The sequence below is a fragment of the Acinetobacter calcoaceticus genome, assembly GCF_900520355.1.
Taxonomy (GTDB): Bacteria; Pseudomonadota; Gammaproteobacteria; order Pseudomonadales; family Moraxellaceae; genus Acinetobacter; species Acinetobacter calcoaceticus_C.
Map to the genome: position 1 here is coordinate 2,603,295 of NZ_LS999521.1, position 17,195 is coordinate 2,620,489.

Below are 17,195 nucleotides of genomic sequence, written 5' to 3' on the forward strand. Positions count from 1 at the left end.
GTTTAGACTTAGGGTTATCCAAACAAACATCTCGTTCTTAATGGAGTATGAATATGAAATTACTTATTGAAAATATGACTTGTGGTGGCTGTGCTCGTGGTGTGACAGCAACTATTCAAGATGTCGACCCAAATGCAAAAGTAGATGTAGATTTAGCGACAAAAATCGTGACTGTCGAAACCAGTGAAAGTGTCGACAAAATTACTGAAGCGCTTGATGAAGATGGTTTCCCAGCTCAAGTGCAGTAAGAAGTTACCTAACGCATAGCTTCAACCTTTGAGGCTATGCACTCGTTTTATTTAAAAATCAATACCGTCTGAATCGTCGATTGGATTCTGATCGAGTGTAAAAACAGTACGTTTATAAGGTATTCCTTCTAAATCATAAACTTGATAAATACAGTCAAATAAGAGTTGTAAGTCTTCACTTCTATCCATTGCACGTGCAGTAATAAAAATCGGACTGACTGCCCCATTATCGAGAATCGGAATGTAATTTAAATGAGGAAAGCGAATGGTATCGGCACTAGCAGGAATAATACATAGACCTTCCCCCGCTGCTACCAAACCCAAAGCCAGTTGAATTTCCCGTATCTCATGCATATTTTTTGGAACCAAACTATGCTCGGCAAAGATATTTAAAAGCTGGGTCGAAAAATTAGGTTTCGGCGAAGTGGGATACATAAACATCTTTTCATCAATCAGATCGGCCAAATACACCCCTTCTGTACGCTGAGCAATGGGATGGCTGGTATGTGCAGCAACCACTAATCGTTCTTTACGCAGCAGAATTCGTCTCACGGCTGGATCACTAATTCTTAAGCGTCCAAACCCGACATCAATACGTCCTTCTTTTAATGCCTGTAGTTGCTCAGTTGTACTCAACTCCATCAGTTGAATATTCAAATGCGGTTGCTGCTGCCTAAATAAATAGATGATTCGAGGCAACAACCCATAGAGTAAAGACCCGACAAAACCAATCGTCACACTTCTTTCAATCAGACCAATCCGCTTGGTCATACTTTTTATTTCTTCAGCATTCGACAAAAGTTTAAGAGCGTGTTGATAAAAGAAATGTCCGGCTGGCGTTGTCTGTAAAGGGCGGCTTCCACGCTCAAATAATTGAATTCCAAGCTCACTTTCCAGATTTTGGATCTGTCGACTCAAAGGAGGTTGAGCAATAAATAGTTTTTCAGCAGCCTTGGTGAAGCTTTGTTCTTCAACCACCGCCACAAAATACCGTAAATGTCTTAGTTCCATAAGGCTTCCATACCTTTAAGATATAAAAAAATGCAAATTCAGTCTTAGACACAGTTTAACCATTCTTTTAAGGTATATACAAGCAACAAACCGATGAAGTGATGAATTGCTTTGTGAAAAGCCTTCTTGCCAATATTCAAGTGATTCATCTTCATCAATCTCGGTTAAACACCCGTCGCGCTCATGCGCTTCATTGACAATATTAGGATATCAAGACCTTGTAGATCTTAGCTAAGGCCTTGGTGACTTCCACACTTTTGGAAAGTCGGAGAACGGACATGCCACGTATTCCTGTAATCAATACTAGCCATCTTGACCGTATTGATGAATTACTTGTAGATAATATCGATACAGGTGAATTTAAACTTCATCGCTCAGTGTTTACTGACGAAGCCCTATTTGACCTTGAAATGAAATACATCTTCGAAGGTAATTGGGTTTACTTAGCACACGAAAGCCAAATTCCAAATAATAATGACTACTACACCACTTACATTGGTCATCAGCCCGTCATTATTGCCCGTAATCGTAACGGCGAATTGAATGCCATGATCAATGCGTGTTCACACCGCGGAGCGCAACTTTGCCGTCACAAGCGTGGTAACAAAGCAACGTATACCTGCCCTTTCCACGGTTGGACTTTTAACAACTCTGGTAAATTACTCAAAGTTAAAGATCCGAGTGAAGCTGGTTATTCTGATTGCTTTAATCAAGAGGGCTCACATGACCTTAAAAAAGTGGCTCGTTTTGAGAACTACAAAGGCTTCTTGTTTGGCAGCTTAAATCCAGATGTTCCTTCACTTGAAGAATTCTTGGGTGAAACCAGCAAAATCATCGACATGATTGTTGACCAGTCTGAACATGGTTTGGAAGTTTTACGTGGTTCATCAACCTACACTTACGAAGGTAACTGGAAACTCACTGCTGAAAATGGTGCCGATGGTTACCATGTTTCTGCTGTTCACTGGAACTACGCAGCAACGACTCAACACCGTAAAGAAACTCAAGCTGCCGATAACATTCGCGCGATGAGCGCAGGTGCTTGGGGTAAACAAGGTGGTGGTTCTTATGGTTTTGAAAATGGTCACATGTTGCTTTGGACACAATGGGCAAACCCAGAAGACCGTCCAAACTTCCCGAAAGCAGACGAATACACCGAAAAATACGGCGAAGCGATGTCGAAATGGATGATTGAACGTTCACGTAACCTATGCCTCTATCCAAATGTCTATTTGATGGATCAGTTCGGTTCGCAAATTCGTGTACTTCGTCCTCTTTCTGTTAATAGAACCGAAGTCACCATTTACTGTATTGCACCTAAAGGCGAAGCACCTGAAGCTCGTACCCGTCGTATTCGCCAATATGAAGATTTCTTTAATGCATCAGGTATGGCAACACCAGACGATTTAGAAGAATTCCGCGCTTGTCAGGCGGGTTATGCAGGTATTGCACTTGAATGGAATGACATGTGCCGTGGTTCTAAACACTGGATTTATGGACCAGACGATGCAGCAAACGAAATTGGTTTAAAACCAATGTTAAGTGGTATCAAAACTGAAGATGAAGGACTTTATCTTGCCCAACATCAATATTGGTTACACACCATGAAACACGCGATTGCGACAGAGAAAGAAATTGCTGATCAGGGAGAAACAGCATGAGCACTCAAGACAAAGCAACTTTAGAAAATATTGCTCAGTTTCTCTACCGTGAAGCTCGTTTTTTAGATGATGAACAATGGGATGACTGGCTTGCATGCTATGCACCGGAAGCTTCTTTCTGGATGCCAGCTTGGGATGACGACGATAAATTAACTGAAGATCCGCAATCTGAAATTTCACTCATTTATTACCCAGACCGTCAAGGTTTAGAAGATCGCGTGTTCCGTATTAAAACTGAGCGCTCATCTGCAACCATGCCGGACACGCGCACAAGCCACAATATTGCCAACGTTGAAGTTCTCGAGCACGACGGAGACAAAATCACTGTTCGCTTTAACTGGAACACCTTGAGTTTCCGTTACAAGACAAATTACAGCTATTTCGGTATGTCACGTTATGTGATCGATTTTTCAGGTGATCAACCAAAAATCTTGAGCAAGTATGTCGTTCTGAAAAATGACTACATCAATCAGGTTATTGATATCTACCACCTTTAAGACATACCCCCTCAGTTAAACGGACTGTTGGCTGAGGGTAAAAGTTTCAAATATTTTGTAGGATACATGCCATGTCAAACCACAATGTTGCACTTCAATTTGAAGATGGTGTTACACGTTTCATTAACGTCGCTCAGGGCGAAACCCTATCTGACGCAGCCTATCGCCAAAAAATTAATATTCCTTTGGATTGCCGTGATGGTGCATGTGGAACTTGCCGCGCATTTTGCGAGTCAGGTCATTATGACATGCTAGAAGAAACCTATATTGAAGATGCATTAACACCAGAAGAAGCCGAGCAAGGTTATATTCTTGCTTGCCAATGTCGCCCGACTTCAGACGCCGTATTCCAGATTCAAGCATCGTCTGATGTTTGCAAAACAGCAATTCATAGCTTCCAAGGCACATTAGCCCGCGTTGAAAACCTATCAGACTCAACCATCACATTTGATATTCAACTTGATGAAGGCCAACCGGATATTCATTTCCTTGCAGGTCAGTATGTGAATGTTGCAATTCCAGAAACTGGCGAAACACGTTCATATTCATTTAGCTCAAAACCCGGCAACCGTTTAACTGGCTTTGTGGTACGTAACGTACCGAATGGCAAAATGAGTGAATTCTTGAGTAAAAATGCCCAAGCTGGCGACAAAATGACATTTACGGGTCCATTCGGTAGCTTCTATTTACGTAATGTAGCGCGTCCTGTGCTTATGCTGGCAGGCGGTACTGGCATTGCCCCATTTATGTCGATGTTACAAGTGCTTGAAGAAAAAGGTTCAGAACAGCCTGTTCGTTTAGTCTTTGGCGTAACCAATGACTTTGACTTAGTTGCCTTAGAAAAACTCAATGAATTACAGGCGAAATTCCCATGGTTTGAATATCGAACTGTAGTTGCAAGCCCTGAGAGTCAGCATGAACGTAAAGGCTATGTGACTGGTCATATTGAAAGTGAATGGTTAAACGGTGGCGATGTCGATGTTTATTTGTGTGGTCCAGTGCCAATGGTTGAAGCTGTACGTGGGTGGTTAGAAACTGAAAATATCAAACCTACTAACTTCCTGTTTGAAAAATTCTCTGCGAATTAATTTAAGGTGGAGAAGTTATCTATGTCAAACCGTCAAAGATTTACTGATAAAGTCGTGATTGTTACGGGTAGTGCCCAAGGTATTGGTCGCGGCGTGGCACTACAAGTCGCAGCTGAAGGCGGCCAAGTCGTCATGGCTGACCGCTCTGAATATGTTGAAGAAGTTCTCAAAGAAATTCAGAGTACAGGTGGTGATGCTGTTACGCTTAATGCCGACCTTGAAACATATGCGGGCGCACAAGCGGTTGTTGCAAAAGCCATTGAACACTATGGTCGGGTAGATATCCTGATTAATAATGTAGGCGGCGCGATCTGGATGAAACCTTTTGAAGAGTTTTCTGAAGAAGAGATCATTAAGGAAGTGAACCGCTCACTGTTTCCAACTTTATGGTGCTGCCGAGCTGTGTTGCCAGCCATGATTAAGCAACAATCGGGTGTTATTGTAAATGTATCTTCAATTGCAACTCGTGGTATTAATCGCATTCCCTACTCTGCATCTAAAGGGGGGGTAAATGCTTTAACAGCATCGCTTGCTTTTGAACATGCTAAAGACGGGATTCGAGTCAATGCCGTTGCGACTGGTGGAACCGAAGCACCACCTCGCAAAGTACCACGTAACGCCAACCCACTCAGTCAAAATGAAAAAGACTGGATGCAGCAAGTGGTAGATCAAACTGTAGATCGAACATTTATGGGGCGTTATGGCACAATTCATGAACAAGTAAATGCAATTTTATTTCTCGCATCAGATGATGCATCTTATATGACTGGATCAGTCATTCCAGTCGGAGGTGGAGATCAGGGTTAATCCTGATCTTTTTATATGATCTGATACATAATAGGATTTGCATGGAGGCAATCAAACAATGGCAACCCTGTTAAAAATATTAAAAAATGACTGGTCGATATCAGCAACAGTTGCTGGCTTTCTTGCGGTTTTAATTTCTTACTCTGGCCCACTGATTATTTTCTTTCAAGCTGCTCAGCGAGCCCATGTTTCTACCGATATGATGGTGTCATGGATTTGGGGAATTTCAATTGGTGCCGCCGTTTCAGGCATTTATCTTTCAATTAAATATAAAACGCCTGTCATTACCGCATGGTCTGCACCGGGTACTGCCCTGTTAGTTACTCTATTTCCGCATATCTCATTGAATGAAGCAGTAGCCGCCTATATTACTTCTGCGATTGTTATTTTTTTAATTGGCGTTACAGGTTACTTCGACAAATTACTCAAATGGATTCCGCAAGATGTCGCTGCCGGCATGATGGCAGGTATCCTTTTTCAATTTGGTATTGGCCTATTTACCGCATCTGATAGCATGCCTTTTATTGTCTTTAGCATGCTCATTGTGTTTTTAATTGCTAAACGTTTAATGCCCCGCTACACCATGATTTGGGTGTTAGGGGCCGGAGTTTTATTAAGCCTCATTTTAGGCAAAATGAATCCGGTTGATGTGAGTTTTAGTCTAGCTATCCCGCAGTGGATTAGCCCAGAATGGACGTGGGATTCAACACTTAACCTTGCCCTTCCTCTGATTCTAGTCAGCTTAACTGGTCAATTTTTACCGGGTATGGCGATTATGAAGCTCAGCGGTTACGATACGCCAGCCAAACCGATTATTAGTGTTACCAGCATTGCCTCTTTAGCGGTTGCCTGCGTGGGCGGTATTACCATTGTACTTGCCTCAATTACCGCTGCTTTATGTATGGGCAAAGACGCTCATGAACTTAAAGAAAAACGGTATATCGCAGGCATTGCCAACGGAATTTTTTATATTTTAGGTGGCTTATTTGCTGGCAGTATTGTCATGCTATTTAGCTTACTTCCTAAAGAGTTGGTTGCAGCACTTGCAGGTTTAGCTTTGCTTGGTGCAATTGCGACCAATATTTCTGTTGCCATGAGAAATGACAGCCAACGTGATGCTGCACTCATTACCTTTCTAGCTACAGCTTCGGGCATGCATTTTCTCGGATTAAGCTCGGTTTTTTGGGGCATTTTTATTGGTGTCATTGCTCATTTCATTCTTACGCCACGATCAGCTCCAGCCACAAATTAAATTTTACCTAAGTAATTCAACCCAAATAAAGTCTTAATAGCCAAATCAGGATGCAAATAATTTGCTATCCCTGTTTTGGCTATTTTTATTTATTGTCAATTAAATTCCATTTTCCAAAGTCAATTTCTAAAATAATTAAATAATAGATTTCAATCTTTCATCTTAATATTTTTCCGACCAATTCATAATATTAACTGATCTATATTTTTAGTGGTGATTCTCAGCAATAAAATCAAGAATAAAACACCAATAAAACCCTTAAAATTCTCACTATATAATATTCAAACTATTTTAAAGAATAAAGACCCCCAGTTCATATAGTAAAAATAAAACCATATTTTTCAAACAATTAAATTATTAAAAACCCAATACCTTAAAGACATAAAGATATATCAATTAGGTTTTTGACTCTAACTCGATAACAAAATAGTTTATTAAACAATAACGCGATACTTCACAAATTGGAGGTGAAGAAAATGGATGCGAGTAAGGTTAATATTAATGAGCTCATTGATAAGGCCCGTTTTACAGCTTTTCATTGGAAAGTTTTAATCTGGTGTTTACTTATTATTATTTTTGATGGATATGATTTAGTCATTTATGGCGTTGCACTTCCTTTATTAATGCAACAATGGTCATTAACTGCTGTTGAAGCAGGTTTGCTGGCAAGTGCTGCTTTATTTGGCATGATGTTTGGTGCCATGATTTTTGGCACACTTTCGGACAAACTCGGGCGTAAAAAAACCATTCTGATTTGCGTGACTTTATTTAGCGGATTTACCTTTTTAGGTGCTTTTGCTAAAGGGCCAGCTGAGTTTGCAATTCTTCGCTTTATTGCTGGCCTTGGTATTGGCGGGGTCATGCCAAACGTGGTCGCGCTTATGACTGAATATGCACCTAAAAAAATCCGCAGTACATTGGTGGCAATCATGTTTAGCGGATATGCGATTGGTGGCATGACATCTGCACTACTCGGTGCATGGCTCGTTAAGGATATGGGCTGGCAAATCATGTTTTTAATTGCGGGTGTTCCACTTTTACTACTCCCACTGATCTGGAAATTTTTGCCTGAATCTCTCACATTTTTAGTGAAATCTAACCAAAGTGAACAGGCAAAAAGTGTTGTCAGCAAAATTGCGCCTCAAACTCAGGTAAATGCCAATACTCAACTGGTGTTAAACGAAAGCACTATAACAGATGCACCTGTCCGCGCACTTTTTCAACAAGGCCGTACCTTCAGCACATTTATGTTCTGGATTGCTTTCTTTATGTGTTTACTCATGGTGTACGCCTTAGGAAGCTGGTTACCTAAACTCATGTTGCAAGCAGGCTATTCGTTGGGTGCGAGTATGTTGTTCCTGTTTGCACTCAACATTGGTGGCATGGTTGGTGCAATTGGTGGCGGTGCTTTAGCAGATAGATTCCATTTAAAACCTGTCATTACCATCATGTTTATTGTGGGTTCAGCAGCTCTAATCTTACTTGGCATTAATAGTCCACAATTTATTTTATATAGCCTGATTGCCATTGCTGGCGCTGCCACAATTGGTTCACAAATCTTACTCTACACGTTTGTTGCACAGTTCTACCCGACAGCACTTCGCTCAACAGGCATGGGCTGGGCATCAGGAATTGGTCGCATTGGTGCAATTATCGGTCCAGTTTTAACTGGAGCCCTACTCACATTTGAACTTCCTCACCAAATCAATTTCTTGGCGATTGCGATTCCTGGTGTGATTGCTGCACTTGCAATATTTATGGTCAATCTTAAAGCCTCTGTTGCTGCGCAAGCTCCATCAACATTTAACACTCAAAACACACTTACCCAGCAGTAAACATACATGCGCCGAGGACTGGCGCATTTATCTCGGAAATGGATTATGGAATTAATACACCGTTTTAAACCGCAGACTTTAGCTGTAGCAACTTTAGTATTGATGTGTGGCAATTCATGGGCAGCAGATACCGCGCAACAAAGTGAAGATGAATGGAAATTCACTTTAAAGAATGCCTACGTTAATCGTAATTTTGACAATGATGCACTCAAAGATACAGGTAGCTGGTCTCAGGCAGCGTCGTTATTTTATAAATCGAAAATGCATGAAACCCCACTAGTAATAGCAGACAAGCCAATCACCATTGGTGCAGATGCTTCTGTTCAATATGCAGTACGTTTAAGTTCAGACAAACATATCGCCGATACAGTTTTGCCTTTTAACAAAGACACTCAATCACAAGCGTCCGACTTTTTAAAATATGGCGCGACCTTAAAGCTGGGCTATGACAAAACTTTATTAAGCGTCGGTGAACTTTGGTTAGATTTACCAGTGACAGCGGTAGATGCGAGCCGTCAATTACTTACTTCGTATTGGGGAACCAATTTAAAGTCTCAACTTTCAGATCAGCTTTATGCGGAAATTGGTCGGGTTGAAAAAGTATCTCCACGAAATGAAGAAGACTTTAAAAAGTTTTCCTTCACGGCCAATGGGGTTACCAAAGAATCTGATGGCTTAAACTACTTAGACCTTCGTTATCAATTTACGCCGTCATTAAAGGGTGAGTACTACTTTGGTAATTTAGAGGATTTGTATAACAAGTATTATGTGGGACTTGAGCATACATGGAAGCAGCCAACTTTTGCCCTGACTTCCAAGTTTAAATACTTCAATGCCAAAGATGATGGCAATACTTTTGATATTGATGCGCAAAACATTGGAGTGCTAGAAACCCTCAAAGTAAAAAACCATACCTTTGGTTTAGGCTACCAACAAATCATGGGTGAATCGGCTTATCCATTACCGGATGGTTTCTTGCCAGAAACCTATTTTATTAACTGGAACGCTACTGGTTTCTTTAAAGAAGATGAAAAGTCTTACCATGTCATGTACGGCTATGACTTTAAAGATTACGTTCCGGGCTTAAACACAATGGTGAAATATGTTTATGGACATGACTTTAAAGCAGCTAATGGCGAGAAAAATCATGAGACTGAGTCGAATGTCATTCTGAACTATGCGTTTCAACAGCCATTCTTAAAAGGCGTTGCTCTTCAATACATTCGTATTGATTATAATGTTAAACATGGCAATGACTTTGGTGAAGACCGCCTATTCGTCAATTACACCAAAAAGTTCTAAAGTTTTTTAATTTAAGCTAAGCGGGCTACTTTTGGTCCGCTTTTTCTATATTATTTCACCCATAAAAAAACGCCCTTACGAGCGTTTTTAATTAAAATTCTAACTTAAGCCACATGCTTTTGAACAACAATCGAACCTACTGAATAACCAGCACCGAAAGATGAAATCACACCATATTCGCCATCATTCACTTCATGACCTGTGCGGTGTAAAGCAATAATTACGCCTGCTGAAGAAGTGTTTGCAAACTCATCTAAAATAATTGGCGCACGGCTTAAATCTGCTTCTTTACCAGCCACATATTTCAAGATTAATTCATTCATGTTGGCATTGGCTTGGTGTAACCAGAAACGCTTAATATCATTTGCAGTTAACTGCATTTTTTCCAACTGCGCATTAATTATTTTTGCCACCAATGGACAAACATCTTTAAATACTTTGCGGCCATCTTGACGGAATAACTTGTCGTCAACGATTGCATCTTCGCTACGGTTTAAAAACCCGAAGTTATTACGGATGTTGTTTGAAAATTGAGTAAATAGATGAATATCTAAAATTTCAAAACCAGTTTTAGTCGTAGTCTCTTCAATAATAGAGGCTGTCGCAACATCACCAAAAATGAAGTGACAATCACGGTTACGGTAGTCTAGGTGACCAGAGGTAATCTCAACATTCACCAATAAAACACGACGAGCACCTGAACGAATTGCATCTGCTGCTTGTTTCAAACCAAAAGTGGCAGCTGAACACGCAACATTCATGTCATATGCATAACCTTGAATACCTAGCGCTGACTGGATTTCAATCGCCACTGCTGGATAAGCACGCTGCATGTTTGAACATGCCAAGATGACGACATCGATATCTTCAGCAGTCACGCCTGCATTTTCCATGGCTTGTTTAGCCGCAATAACACCCCATTCAGCCTGAAGTGACAACTCGTCATTTGAGCGCTCAGACAAACGAGGACGTAAACGAGTTGGATCGAGAATTCCTGATTTTTCGATGACGTAACGGCTTTTAATACCAGAAGCTTTTTCAATAAATTCAGCACTTGAACCACGTAACTCTTCAAGTTCACCAGATGCAATTTTCTCTGCATTGTCTTGGTTATATTGTTCCACATAAGCATTTAAACTGACGGCCAGTTCTTCATTAGAAATGGTTTCTGTTGGATGAAATAGCCCAGTACCTGTAATACGAATGCCCATGTAAAACTCCTAAAAAAATGAAAAGGGTCTATTAATCTTTCATTTATAAATTGCGTTGTTCGCTAAAAACAACATAAACAGACCCATATCTATTTTAACTGATTCCCAAACGATCCCATAACTTTTGCAGTCGAGTTGGCGAAATAGGCATCTTGGTTTTCATCGGTTGAGAAAATAAAGAAATGCGAAATTCTTCCAACATCAAATACAATTCTTTGATTTTAGGATCATTTTTAAATTTAAATACCTTGTCCATCCATGGATCGACATCATCAATAGCGGCATGATCTCGCTGTAGATTATTGGGCAATCGATCTAAACGCAATAGCAGCGCTTTTAAATAACGCGGGTATTCCTGCCAAAGATCGACAGGCTGGCAATAAACAAAATTACCCAGTGACATTAAATCTAGCTGATCTTCAATATCATCAACGCTACGGCCAAATATGTCTCGATCGAGCACTAATAACTGACGGCGGATTTGCTGCCATTGAATATAAATATCACTCAATTGCTCAAGTGCTTGCTGACCATAACTCAAAAATTGTTTTTTGACATGCTCTAACAGTTTATTAAATTCATCAGCATTAATTGGCAAAGTCGTAATCGCCATTTGCAGGGTTGCATAAACTAGCATCTGCTCAAGTTTAGCTTTATCACCCAGCGGTGAGTATGCCAAAGCAAGCGGTTTTGAAATCTGCTTTTTCAATTGACGGACCAAATCACCAAGCTGCATGTGAACCAGACGAATAATGCCTTCACGATGCTGTTTAATAGCTTCAGCCTGATCATTAAAAGTCTGGATGACAATACCAGATTCGTCTTTCGCTTCAAGGTCAGCAAAAGCTTTGGTCGGTACTAAAGCCTGATATTGTTTTACAACAACACCCGTGACTTTATGAGAAGCCTCAAAATTAAAGTTTTCAGGAAAGTCTTTAAACTCACCTTTTTGCTGTTTTACTGGACGATGAGTTTCAACGCGACAACGCGCTTTGAGCTCTGGCAAATCACGGCCTTTCGCAATCAGCTTTCCTTTTTCATCAATGACCTTAATGAAAGGCACCAAATATGGATCAATGCGCTCAAACGAAAAATCTTTTTCAGTAATTTGCTCCCCACGTAAGGCAAAAGCTAAATAACTAAAGATATGCTGTCGTAAATGTACAGCATCAATGCCTTGCATGAGTTTACGAGTTGTATCTGGAATAGGCACTACATTACGGCGTTTATCTTTTGGTAGAGCTTTGAGTAAAGCCTCAATTAAATCTTGGCGCCAACCCGGAATTCCCCATGACCAGATATTTTCGTCAACCTGAGGCAGTGCCTGAACAGGAATCTGAACTGTTGCACCATCTTCGTCATGGCTTGGGTCAAAATGATATGTTGTCGCTAAACGTAGCTGACCGTTATGTAAATAATCTGGAAATTGTTGAGTAGTTGGTCGGTCATTCAACCAAAGTGAATCATCCTCAACAAATAAATAACGTGGATTATTTGCTTCTACCGTCGCCCGCCAGTCTTCAAAACTACGACGGCTTGCAATTTCTTCAGGAATTTTAGAGGCATAAAACTGATAAATTGTTTCTTCATCAACCACCAAATCACGGCGACGCAATTTATCTTCAACTCGCTCCACTTCTTCAAGTTTAAGCAGATTATGTTTTAGAAATGGTGGGACTATACCCAAATTACCTGTAGTTAATGCATCACGTAAGAAAATCTCATGTGCAGCAGGTTGATCAACTTTTTCAAAATTAATCAAACGCTTTGGTTCAATAATTAAACCAAACAAAGAGATTTGTGCATAGGCGTTTACAATGCCAGCTTTTTTAGACCAATGCGGCTCAAAATAGTGATATTTCAACAGGTCACGTGCAGCAAGCAAAATCCATTCAGGGTCAATTTTTGCCAAAGTACGTAAATATACCTGAGACGTTTCGACCATCTCAAAAGCCATGACCCAAGAGGTATTGGTTTTGTGCAAAGTACTTGCCGGAAAAACTTTTGCCTTTTGCTGACGCACAGCCATAAAGGTGTTGCGTTCATCAGTTTTATTGGCAATGAAAGATAATAAACCAGTCAATAATGCGCGATGCAAGTTTTCATAGTTTGCAGTTTTTTCATTAAAGCTGAGTTTTAAACCTTCCGCCAATTCAACCAATTGTTGATGTGTCTGTTTCCATTCACGTAAACGCAACCAACTTAAAAAATTCTGCTTTGCAAACTGACGTCGTTTATTTTCCGACATTCCAGCTTCACCTTTAGGATTTAGAGTATCCCAAAGTTTCAAATAAAACAGAAAATCTGAATCTGCTTCTTTGAACAATGCATGTTTTTGATCGGCCTGCATTTGTTTGTCTGCTGGACGTTCACGTGGGTCTTGAACAGCCAAAGCACTGACTACCACTAAAATTTCTTTTAGCACGCCAAAATGAGCACCACCAATAATCATACGTGCTAAACGTGGGTCGATCGGCATACGTGCCATCATTTGCCCGATTTTAGTCAACTCACTTTTCTTTTCGTTCAGTGCCCCTAACTCAATCAAGAGCTTTCGGCCATCATTTACAAGGCGGAAATCTGGTGGCTCAATAAAATCAAAGTTTTCTAGTTCACCCAACCCCAAACTTTGCATTTGCAAAATGACGGAAGCCAAGTTTGTCCGTTTAATTTCTGGTTCAGTAAATTCAGGACGGCTTAAAAAGTCTTCTTCGCTATATAAACGGATACACACACCAGCAGCAATACGACCACAACGTCCTTTACGCTGGTTTGCAGCCGCTTGGGAAATAGCTTCGATCGGTAAACGTTGAACCCGTGAACGGTAGTTATAACGGGAAATACGTGCAAAACCACTATCAATCACATAGCGAATATTTGGGACCGTAAGCGCTGTTTCAGCAACGTTGGTCGCAATAATAATACGACGTCCCTTTCCACTTGGACTGAAAATCTTTTGTTGTTCAGAAACCGCTAAGCGCGCATATAGAGGAAGAATTTCTGTATGTTTCGGTCCGTACTTTTGCAAGGTTTCTTGTAATTCACGAATTTCTTGTTCGGTGCTTGAGAAAATCAGAATATCGGCATATTCAGGATGACCTTTTGCCTCTGCATCCGCAAAGCACTCTTCAACTGCTTGTACGACTGCACGTGGTAGATTTTCTTCAAAATCATCAAATTCGTCGTCGTCACTTCCGCCAATATTCATCTCGGAAATTGGACGATAAATTACTTCAACCGGAAAACTACGACCCTCAACTTCGAAAACTGGCGCATCGTTAAAATAGCTGCTAAAACGATTAACATCTAAAGTTGCCGAAGTCACAATGACTTTTAAGTCTGGGCGTTTTGGTAGTAATTGTTTTAAATAGCCCATAATAAAATCAATATTGAGCGAGCGTTCATGTGCTTCATCAATAATGATCGTGTCATATTTAGACAAATAACGGTCATTGCCTAATTCTGCCAGCAAAATACCGTCAGTCATTAACCGTACAATTGAGTCTTGCGAACCTTGTTCATTAAAACGGATTTTAAAACCAATCGATTCGCCAAGCTTTTCGCCGACTTCTTCAGCAATACGCTGTGACACACTACGCGCAGCCAAACGTCGTGGCTGGGTATGACCAATCATGCCTGTTAGGCCACGGCCCGCTAACATAGCAATTTGGGGAAGCTGCGTGGTTTTACCTGAACCAGTTTCACCTGCCACAATAATGATCTGATGCTTTTGAATTGCTTCAATTAAACGGTCAGCGTATTGAGAAACAGGTAAATCCTGATTTAGTTTAATTTTAGGTAAACGTTCAAACCGTTGTCTTACTTTGGCATTAGACTGTTCAAATAATTTCTCAATCTCTGCTGTATTCGCTTTTTTATCTTTACGTAAACGATTTAAACGGTAACGATCTCTCGCCATCACCCATTGATCTATATTTAAACCATTCTGCACAGACAAACTTTCCTGAAAATACACCAATCCGCTATTTTACGCTTTAATGACCTTAAGGTAAAACAGTTGATTTTTTATATATTTTTAATTTTTTACATTTTACCCTTGAATTTTAACTAAGTAGACTTCATGTTGTTAGGCAAGTTTCTTTTACTATAACTGTCATTTGATTTACATGTTTTTGCAGTCAAATCGAATACAGTGTTTGGGGACTTAAAAATCGTAAATTTATCACTTATTCAATTTTCCGATTTTAGTCATGTAAAAATACTATTTCCCCAATAAAGAATTTTTATTTATTCTACATCTCGTAAACAAGTTTAAATATAAACCTCAATCATGGAGACAATGATGAGCTTGATTAATACTGAAGTTAAACCATTCCAAGCAACTGCTTACCACAACGGCCAATTTGTTGAAGTTAACGAAACTAACCTTAAAGGTAAGTGGTCTGTTGTATTCTTCTATCCAGCTGACTTTACTTTCGTTTGCCCAACTGAACTTGGTGACTTAGCTGATAACTATGCTGAATTCCAAAAACTTGGTGTTGAAATTTATGCTGTATCTACTGATACACACTTCACACACAAAGCTTGGCACGACACTTCTGAAGAAATCAAAAAAATCCAATATCCATTAGTTGGCGACCCAACTTGGACTCTTTCTAAAAACTTTGACGTTCTTATCGAATCTGAAGGTTTAGCTGACCGCGGTACTTTCGTTATCGATCCAGAAGGTAAAATCCAAATCGTTGAACTCAACGCTGGCGGTATCGGCCGTGACGCATCTGAACTTCTTCGTAAAGTAAAAGCTGCTCAATACGTTCACTCTCACCCAGGTGAAGTTTGCCCAGCTAAATGGAAAGAAGGCGAAGCAACTCTTGCTCCATCTATCGACCTAGTTGGTAAAATCTAATCTCTAATTAGATTTTAAAAACCTAAAGAACCATCCTTCATCGGATGGTTCTTTTGTTTTGAATAAGCACATCACATTTTCTTCTGATACTTTTACAATTCTGCCCTTCCCGATTACATGAACTTTGAGTAATGTCGAATACAGAACTGATGTTTTTTTGAGCTTAAGTAATATGAAATAAAAGGGGAAAAATTTATGACGAATACAGTGGCAGTCACTTCATGGAAATACAATGCAACATCACGTCATTTAAAAATATTTTATAGCGATGGTTCAGGCGACCTTTATCATCCTGTGCCTGTATTTATTTATGACAATTTACTACGCTCAACTGATAAAACTGCTTTTGTGCATAAATATTTAGAATTTGATTTACATTTTACGCGTCTATCTTTAGTGAACGCTTCTTAGCAGGAACAAAAAAAGGCCTGATTTGAACAGACCTTTTTTTAAAACATTGATGATGACTTTACTCAACTCATTTTGCGACCACAACACATAAACCAGCGCCAACAGGTAAAATAGTACTCATAAAAGTACTATCTTTTTTAATTAAAGAAAGTAAAGGCTTTACTTCAGCAGCATGTGAAATGACATTATCAATAATCAATACACCACCTTTTGGCTTGATAAGACGTTTTAAGTCGGGCCAATAATTCTCATAAGCATTGCGCTCAGCATCTAATAAAATGAAATCATAAGTTTCTTGAGCTTCTTTTAAATAATCGGCTGCATCTCCTACCCAAAAACTAACCATTTCACTCAACTCTAATTCAGTAACGTGGCGTTTTGCTTCCGCACTACGAGTTGCATCGATTTCGAGAGTTATAACTTGTCCATGAGTAGCCTGAGCTGCTTCTGCGAGCCATAAAGTAGAATAGCCTGTTGAGGTTCCAATTTCTAAAATTGTCTTAGCTTGCTGCATTCGAATAAGTTGAGAAAGCAGTTGGGCTGATTCGGCCTCAATATTACGATAACGCTGTAAGCGATCTGCCTGTTGGGCGTCATGTCGTTTAAAGGTGTCATATAAATCTGCAACTCTTTCTAAGAAAACAGTATTTGTCATACATTCACCCTTTAAATTGTTATTTTATATGACAGCCGTTTGGATTAAGTGCTTTGGACTAATTTAAACCGCGGTACGATACTTCCATCTACCACTTGAACGGTTTCAGTAAACATATCTAGTGGACGTACCCAAGTTGAATAATCACCATAAAGACACTGATAAACGACCAACTCCTCTTCAGTCTCACTATGTTTTGCCACAGAAAAAACTTGATAGAGATTACCTTTATAATGCTGATAAATGCCGCGTTGCAATGCCATGAAGCTACCTTTTAAAGTTATAATATAAAATCTTTACAGCCTTATAACATATATAAAATTTCACATATTTTCATTAAAAAGCATCTC

The 17,195-nt window shown here is 39.8% G+C and carries 15 protein-coding genes and 1 pseudogene; 10 read left to right on the forward strand and 6 right to left on the reverse strand.

Features of this window, described 5'->3' with window-relative positions:
• Positions 1-47 precede the first annotated feature (47 nt).
• Complete coding sequence (locus tag AC2117_RS12520; protein WP_080026604.1) at positions 48-248, forward strand: heavy-metal-associated domain-containing protein; 201 nt, start codon at positions 48-50, stop codon at positions 246-248.
• 51 nt (positions 249-299) lie between these two features.
• Here AC2117_RS12520 and AC2117_RS12525 read toward each other — a convergent pair whose 3' ends face one another.
• Both AC2117_RS12525 and AC2117_RS12530 read right to left on the reverse strand, forming a co-directional pair.
• Positions 300-1,259, reverse strand: a complete 960-nt coding sequence (locus AC2117_RS12525) for a LysR family transcriptional regulator (protein WP_004702719.1) — start codon at positions 1,257-1,259, stop codon at positions 300-302.
• Positions 1,260-1,303: 44 nt separating this feature from the next.
• Positions 1,304-1,414, reverse strand: coding sequence for a hypothetical protein (locus AC2117_RS12530; RefSeq protein ID WP_133976355.1), 111 nt, complete (start codon positions 1,412-1,414; stop codon positions 1,304-1,306).
• Between the two features lie 123 nt (positions 1,415-1,537).
• On the opposite strand from AC2117_RS12530, the gene benA reads away from it, so the two are divergent.
• From benA to AC2117_RS12565, 7 genes and pseudogenes are all read left to right on the forward strand, one after another.
• Complete coding sequence (gene benA / locus AC2117_RS12535; protein ID WP_133974491.1) at positions 1,538-2,920, forward strand: benzoate 1,2-dioxygenase large subunit; 1,383 nt, start codon at positions 1,538-1,540, stop codon at positions 2,918-2,920.
• Positions 2,917-3,436 (forward strand): annotated as a pseudogene (benB, locus tag AC2117_RS12540) (benzoate 1,2-dioxygenase small subunit). Before benA ends, benB begins: the two are co-directional and overlap by 4 nt.
• A 52-nt stretch (positions 3,437-3,488) precedes the next feature.
• On the forward strand, positions 3,489-4,505 hold the full coding sequence (gene benC / locus AC2117_RS12545) for a benzoate 1,2-dioxygenase electron transfer component BenC (RefSeq protein WP_133974495.1): 1,017 nt from the start codon (positions 3,489-3,491) through the stop codon (positions 4,503-4,505).
• Positions 4,506-4,526: 21 nt separating this feature from the next.
• Complete coding sequence (locus tag AC2117_RS12550; protein WP_133974497.1) at positions 4,527-5,312, forward strand: 1,6-dihydroxycyclohexa-2,4-diene-1-carboxylate dehydrogenase; 786 nt, start codon at positions 4,527-4,529, stop codon at positions 5,310-5,312.
• 58 nt (positions 5,313-5,370) lie between these two features.
• The gene (gene benE / locus AC2117_RS12555) at positions 5,371-6,564 is read left to right on the forward strand and encodes a benzoate/H(+) symporter BenE (RefSeq protein WP_133974499.1); all 1,194 of its coding nucleotides are present in this window, start codon (positions 5,371-5,373) and stop codon (positions 6,562-6,564) included.
• A gap of 476 nt (positions 6,565-7,040) precedes the next feature.
• A complete protein-coding gene (locus AC2117_RS12560) occupies positions 7,041-8,399 on the forward strand; it encodes an aromatic acid/H+ symport family MFS transporter (protein ID WP_133974501.1) in 1,359 nt (452 codons plus the stop codon).
• A gap of 45 nt (positions 8,400-8,444) precedes the next feature.
• Positions 8,445-9,701 carry an OprD family outer membrane porin gene (locus tag AC2117_RS12565; RefSeq protein WP_133974503.1) on the forward strand — a complete coding sequence of 419 codons (1,257 nt, stop codon included), beginning with the start codon at positions 8,445-8,447 and terminating at the stop codon, positions 9,699-9,701.
• 104 nt (positions 9,702-9,805) lie between these two features.
• Here the strand turns inward: AC2117_RS12565 and AC2117_RS12570 are convergent, their stop codons facing one another.
• Both AC2117_RS12570 and hrpA read right to left on the reverse strand, forming a co-directional pair.
• Positions 9,806-10,912 carry a beta-ketoacyl-ACP synthase III gene (locus tag AC2117_RS12570; protein ID WP_004642034.1) on the reverse strand — a complete coding sequence of 369 codons (1,107 nt, stop codon included), beginning with the start codon at positions 10,910-10,912 and terminating at the stop codon, positions 9,806-9,808.
• A gap of 94 nt (positions 10,913-11,006) precedes the next feature.
• A complete protein-coding gene (gene hrpA, locus AC2117_RS12575; protein WP_133974505.1) occupies positions 11,007-14,864 on the reverse strand; it encodes an ATP-dependent RNA helicase HrpA in 3,858 nt (1,285 codons plus the stop codon).
• A 351-nt stretch (positions 14,865-15,215) separates the two neighbouring features.
• On the opposite strand from hrpA, the gene ahpC reads away from it, so the two are divergent.
• Together ahpC and AC2117_RS12585 are read left to right on the forward strand one after the other, a co-directional pair.
• Positions 15,216-15,779 carry an alkyl hydroperoxide reductase subunit C gene (gene ahpC / locus AC2117_RS12580; RefSeq protein ID WP_016138759.1) on the forward strand — a complete coding sequence of 188 codons (564 nt, stop codon included), beginning with the start codon at positions 15,216-15,218 and terminating at the stop codon, positions 15,777-15,779.
• Positions 15,780-15,974: 195 nt separating this feature from the next.
• Positions 15,975-16,190, forward strand: coding sequence for a KTSC domain-containing protein (locus AC2117_RS12585; protein ID WP_133974507.1), 216 nt, complete (start codon positions 15,975-15,977; stop codon positions 16,188-16,190).
• Positions 16,191-16,257: 67 nt separating this feature from the next.
• On the opposite strand, the gene AC2117_RS12590 is transcribed toward AC2117_RS12585, so the two are convergent.
• Positions 16,258-16,845, reverse strand: a complete 588-nt coding sequence (locus AC2117_RS12590; RefSeq protein ID WP_133974510.1) for an O-methyltransferase — start codon at positions 16,843-16,845, stop codon at positions 16,258-16,260.
• A 44-nt stretch (positions 16,846-16,889) separates the two neighbouring features.
• Positions 16,890-17,108, reverse strand: coding sequence for a DUF1653 domain-containing protein (locus AC2117_RS12595; RefSeq protein WP_133974512.1), 219 nt, complete (start codon positions 17,106-17,108; stop codon positions 16,890-16,892).
• Between the last annotated feature and the right edge of the window lie 87 nt (positions 17,109-17,195).

Coding starts and splice junctions, on each gene's coding strand:
- AC2117_RS12520 (WP_080026604.1), top strand. CDS start 48: ATGAATATGAAATTACTTATTGAAAATATGACTTGTGGTGGCTGTGCT.
- AC2117_RS12525 (WP_004702719.1), bottom strand. CDS start 1,259: ATGGAACTAAGACATTTACGGTATTTTGTGGCGGTGGTTGAAGAACAA.
- AC2117_RS12530 (WP_133976355.1), bottom strand. CDS start 1,414: ATGAAGATGAATCACTTGAATATTGGCAAGAAGGCTTTTCACAAAGCA.
- benA (WP_133974491.1), top strand. CDS start 1,538: ATGCCACGTATTCCTGTAATCAATACTAGCCATCTTGACCGTATTGAT.
- benC (WP_133974495.1), top strand. CDS start 3,489: ATGTCAAACCACAATGTTGCACTTCAATTTGAAGATGGTGTTACACGT.
- AC2117_RS12550 (WP_133974497.1), top strand. CDS start 4,527: ATGTCAAACCGTCAAAGATTTACTGATAAAGTCGTGATTGTTACGGGT.
- benE (WP_133974499.1), top strand. CDS start 5,371: ATGGCAACCCTGTTAAAAATATTAAAAAATGACTGGTCGATATCAGCA.
- AC2117_RS12560 (WP_133974501.1), top strand. CDS start 7,041: ATGGATGCGAGTAAGGTTAATATTAATGAGCTCATTGATAAGGCCCGT.
- AC2117_RS12565 (WP_133974503.1), top strand. CDS start 8,445: ATGGAATTAATACACCGTTTTAAACCGCAGACTTTAGCTGTAGCAACT.
- AC2117_RS12570 (WP_004642034.1), bottom strand. CDS start 10,912: ATGGGCATTCGTATTACAGGTACTGGGCTATTTCATCCAACAGAAACC.
- ahpC (WP_016138759.1), top strand. CDS start 15,216: ATGAGCTTGATTAATACTGAAGTTAAACCATTCCAAGCAACTGCTTAC.
- AC2117_RS12585 (WP_133974507.1), top strand. CDS start 15,975: ATGACGAATACAGTGGCAGTCACTTCATGGAAATACAATGCAACATCA.
- AC2117_RS12590 (WP_133974510.1), bottom strand. CDS start 16,845: ATGACAAATACTGTTTTCTTAGAAAGAGTTGCAGATTTATATGACACC.
- AC2117_RS12595 (WP_133974512.1), bottom strand. CDS start 17,108: ATGGCATTGCAACGCGGCATTTATCAGCATTATAAAGGTAATCTCTAT.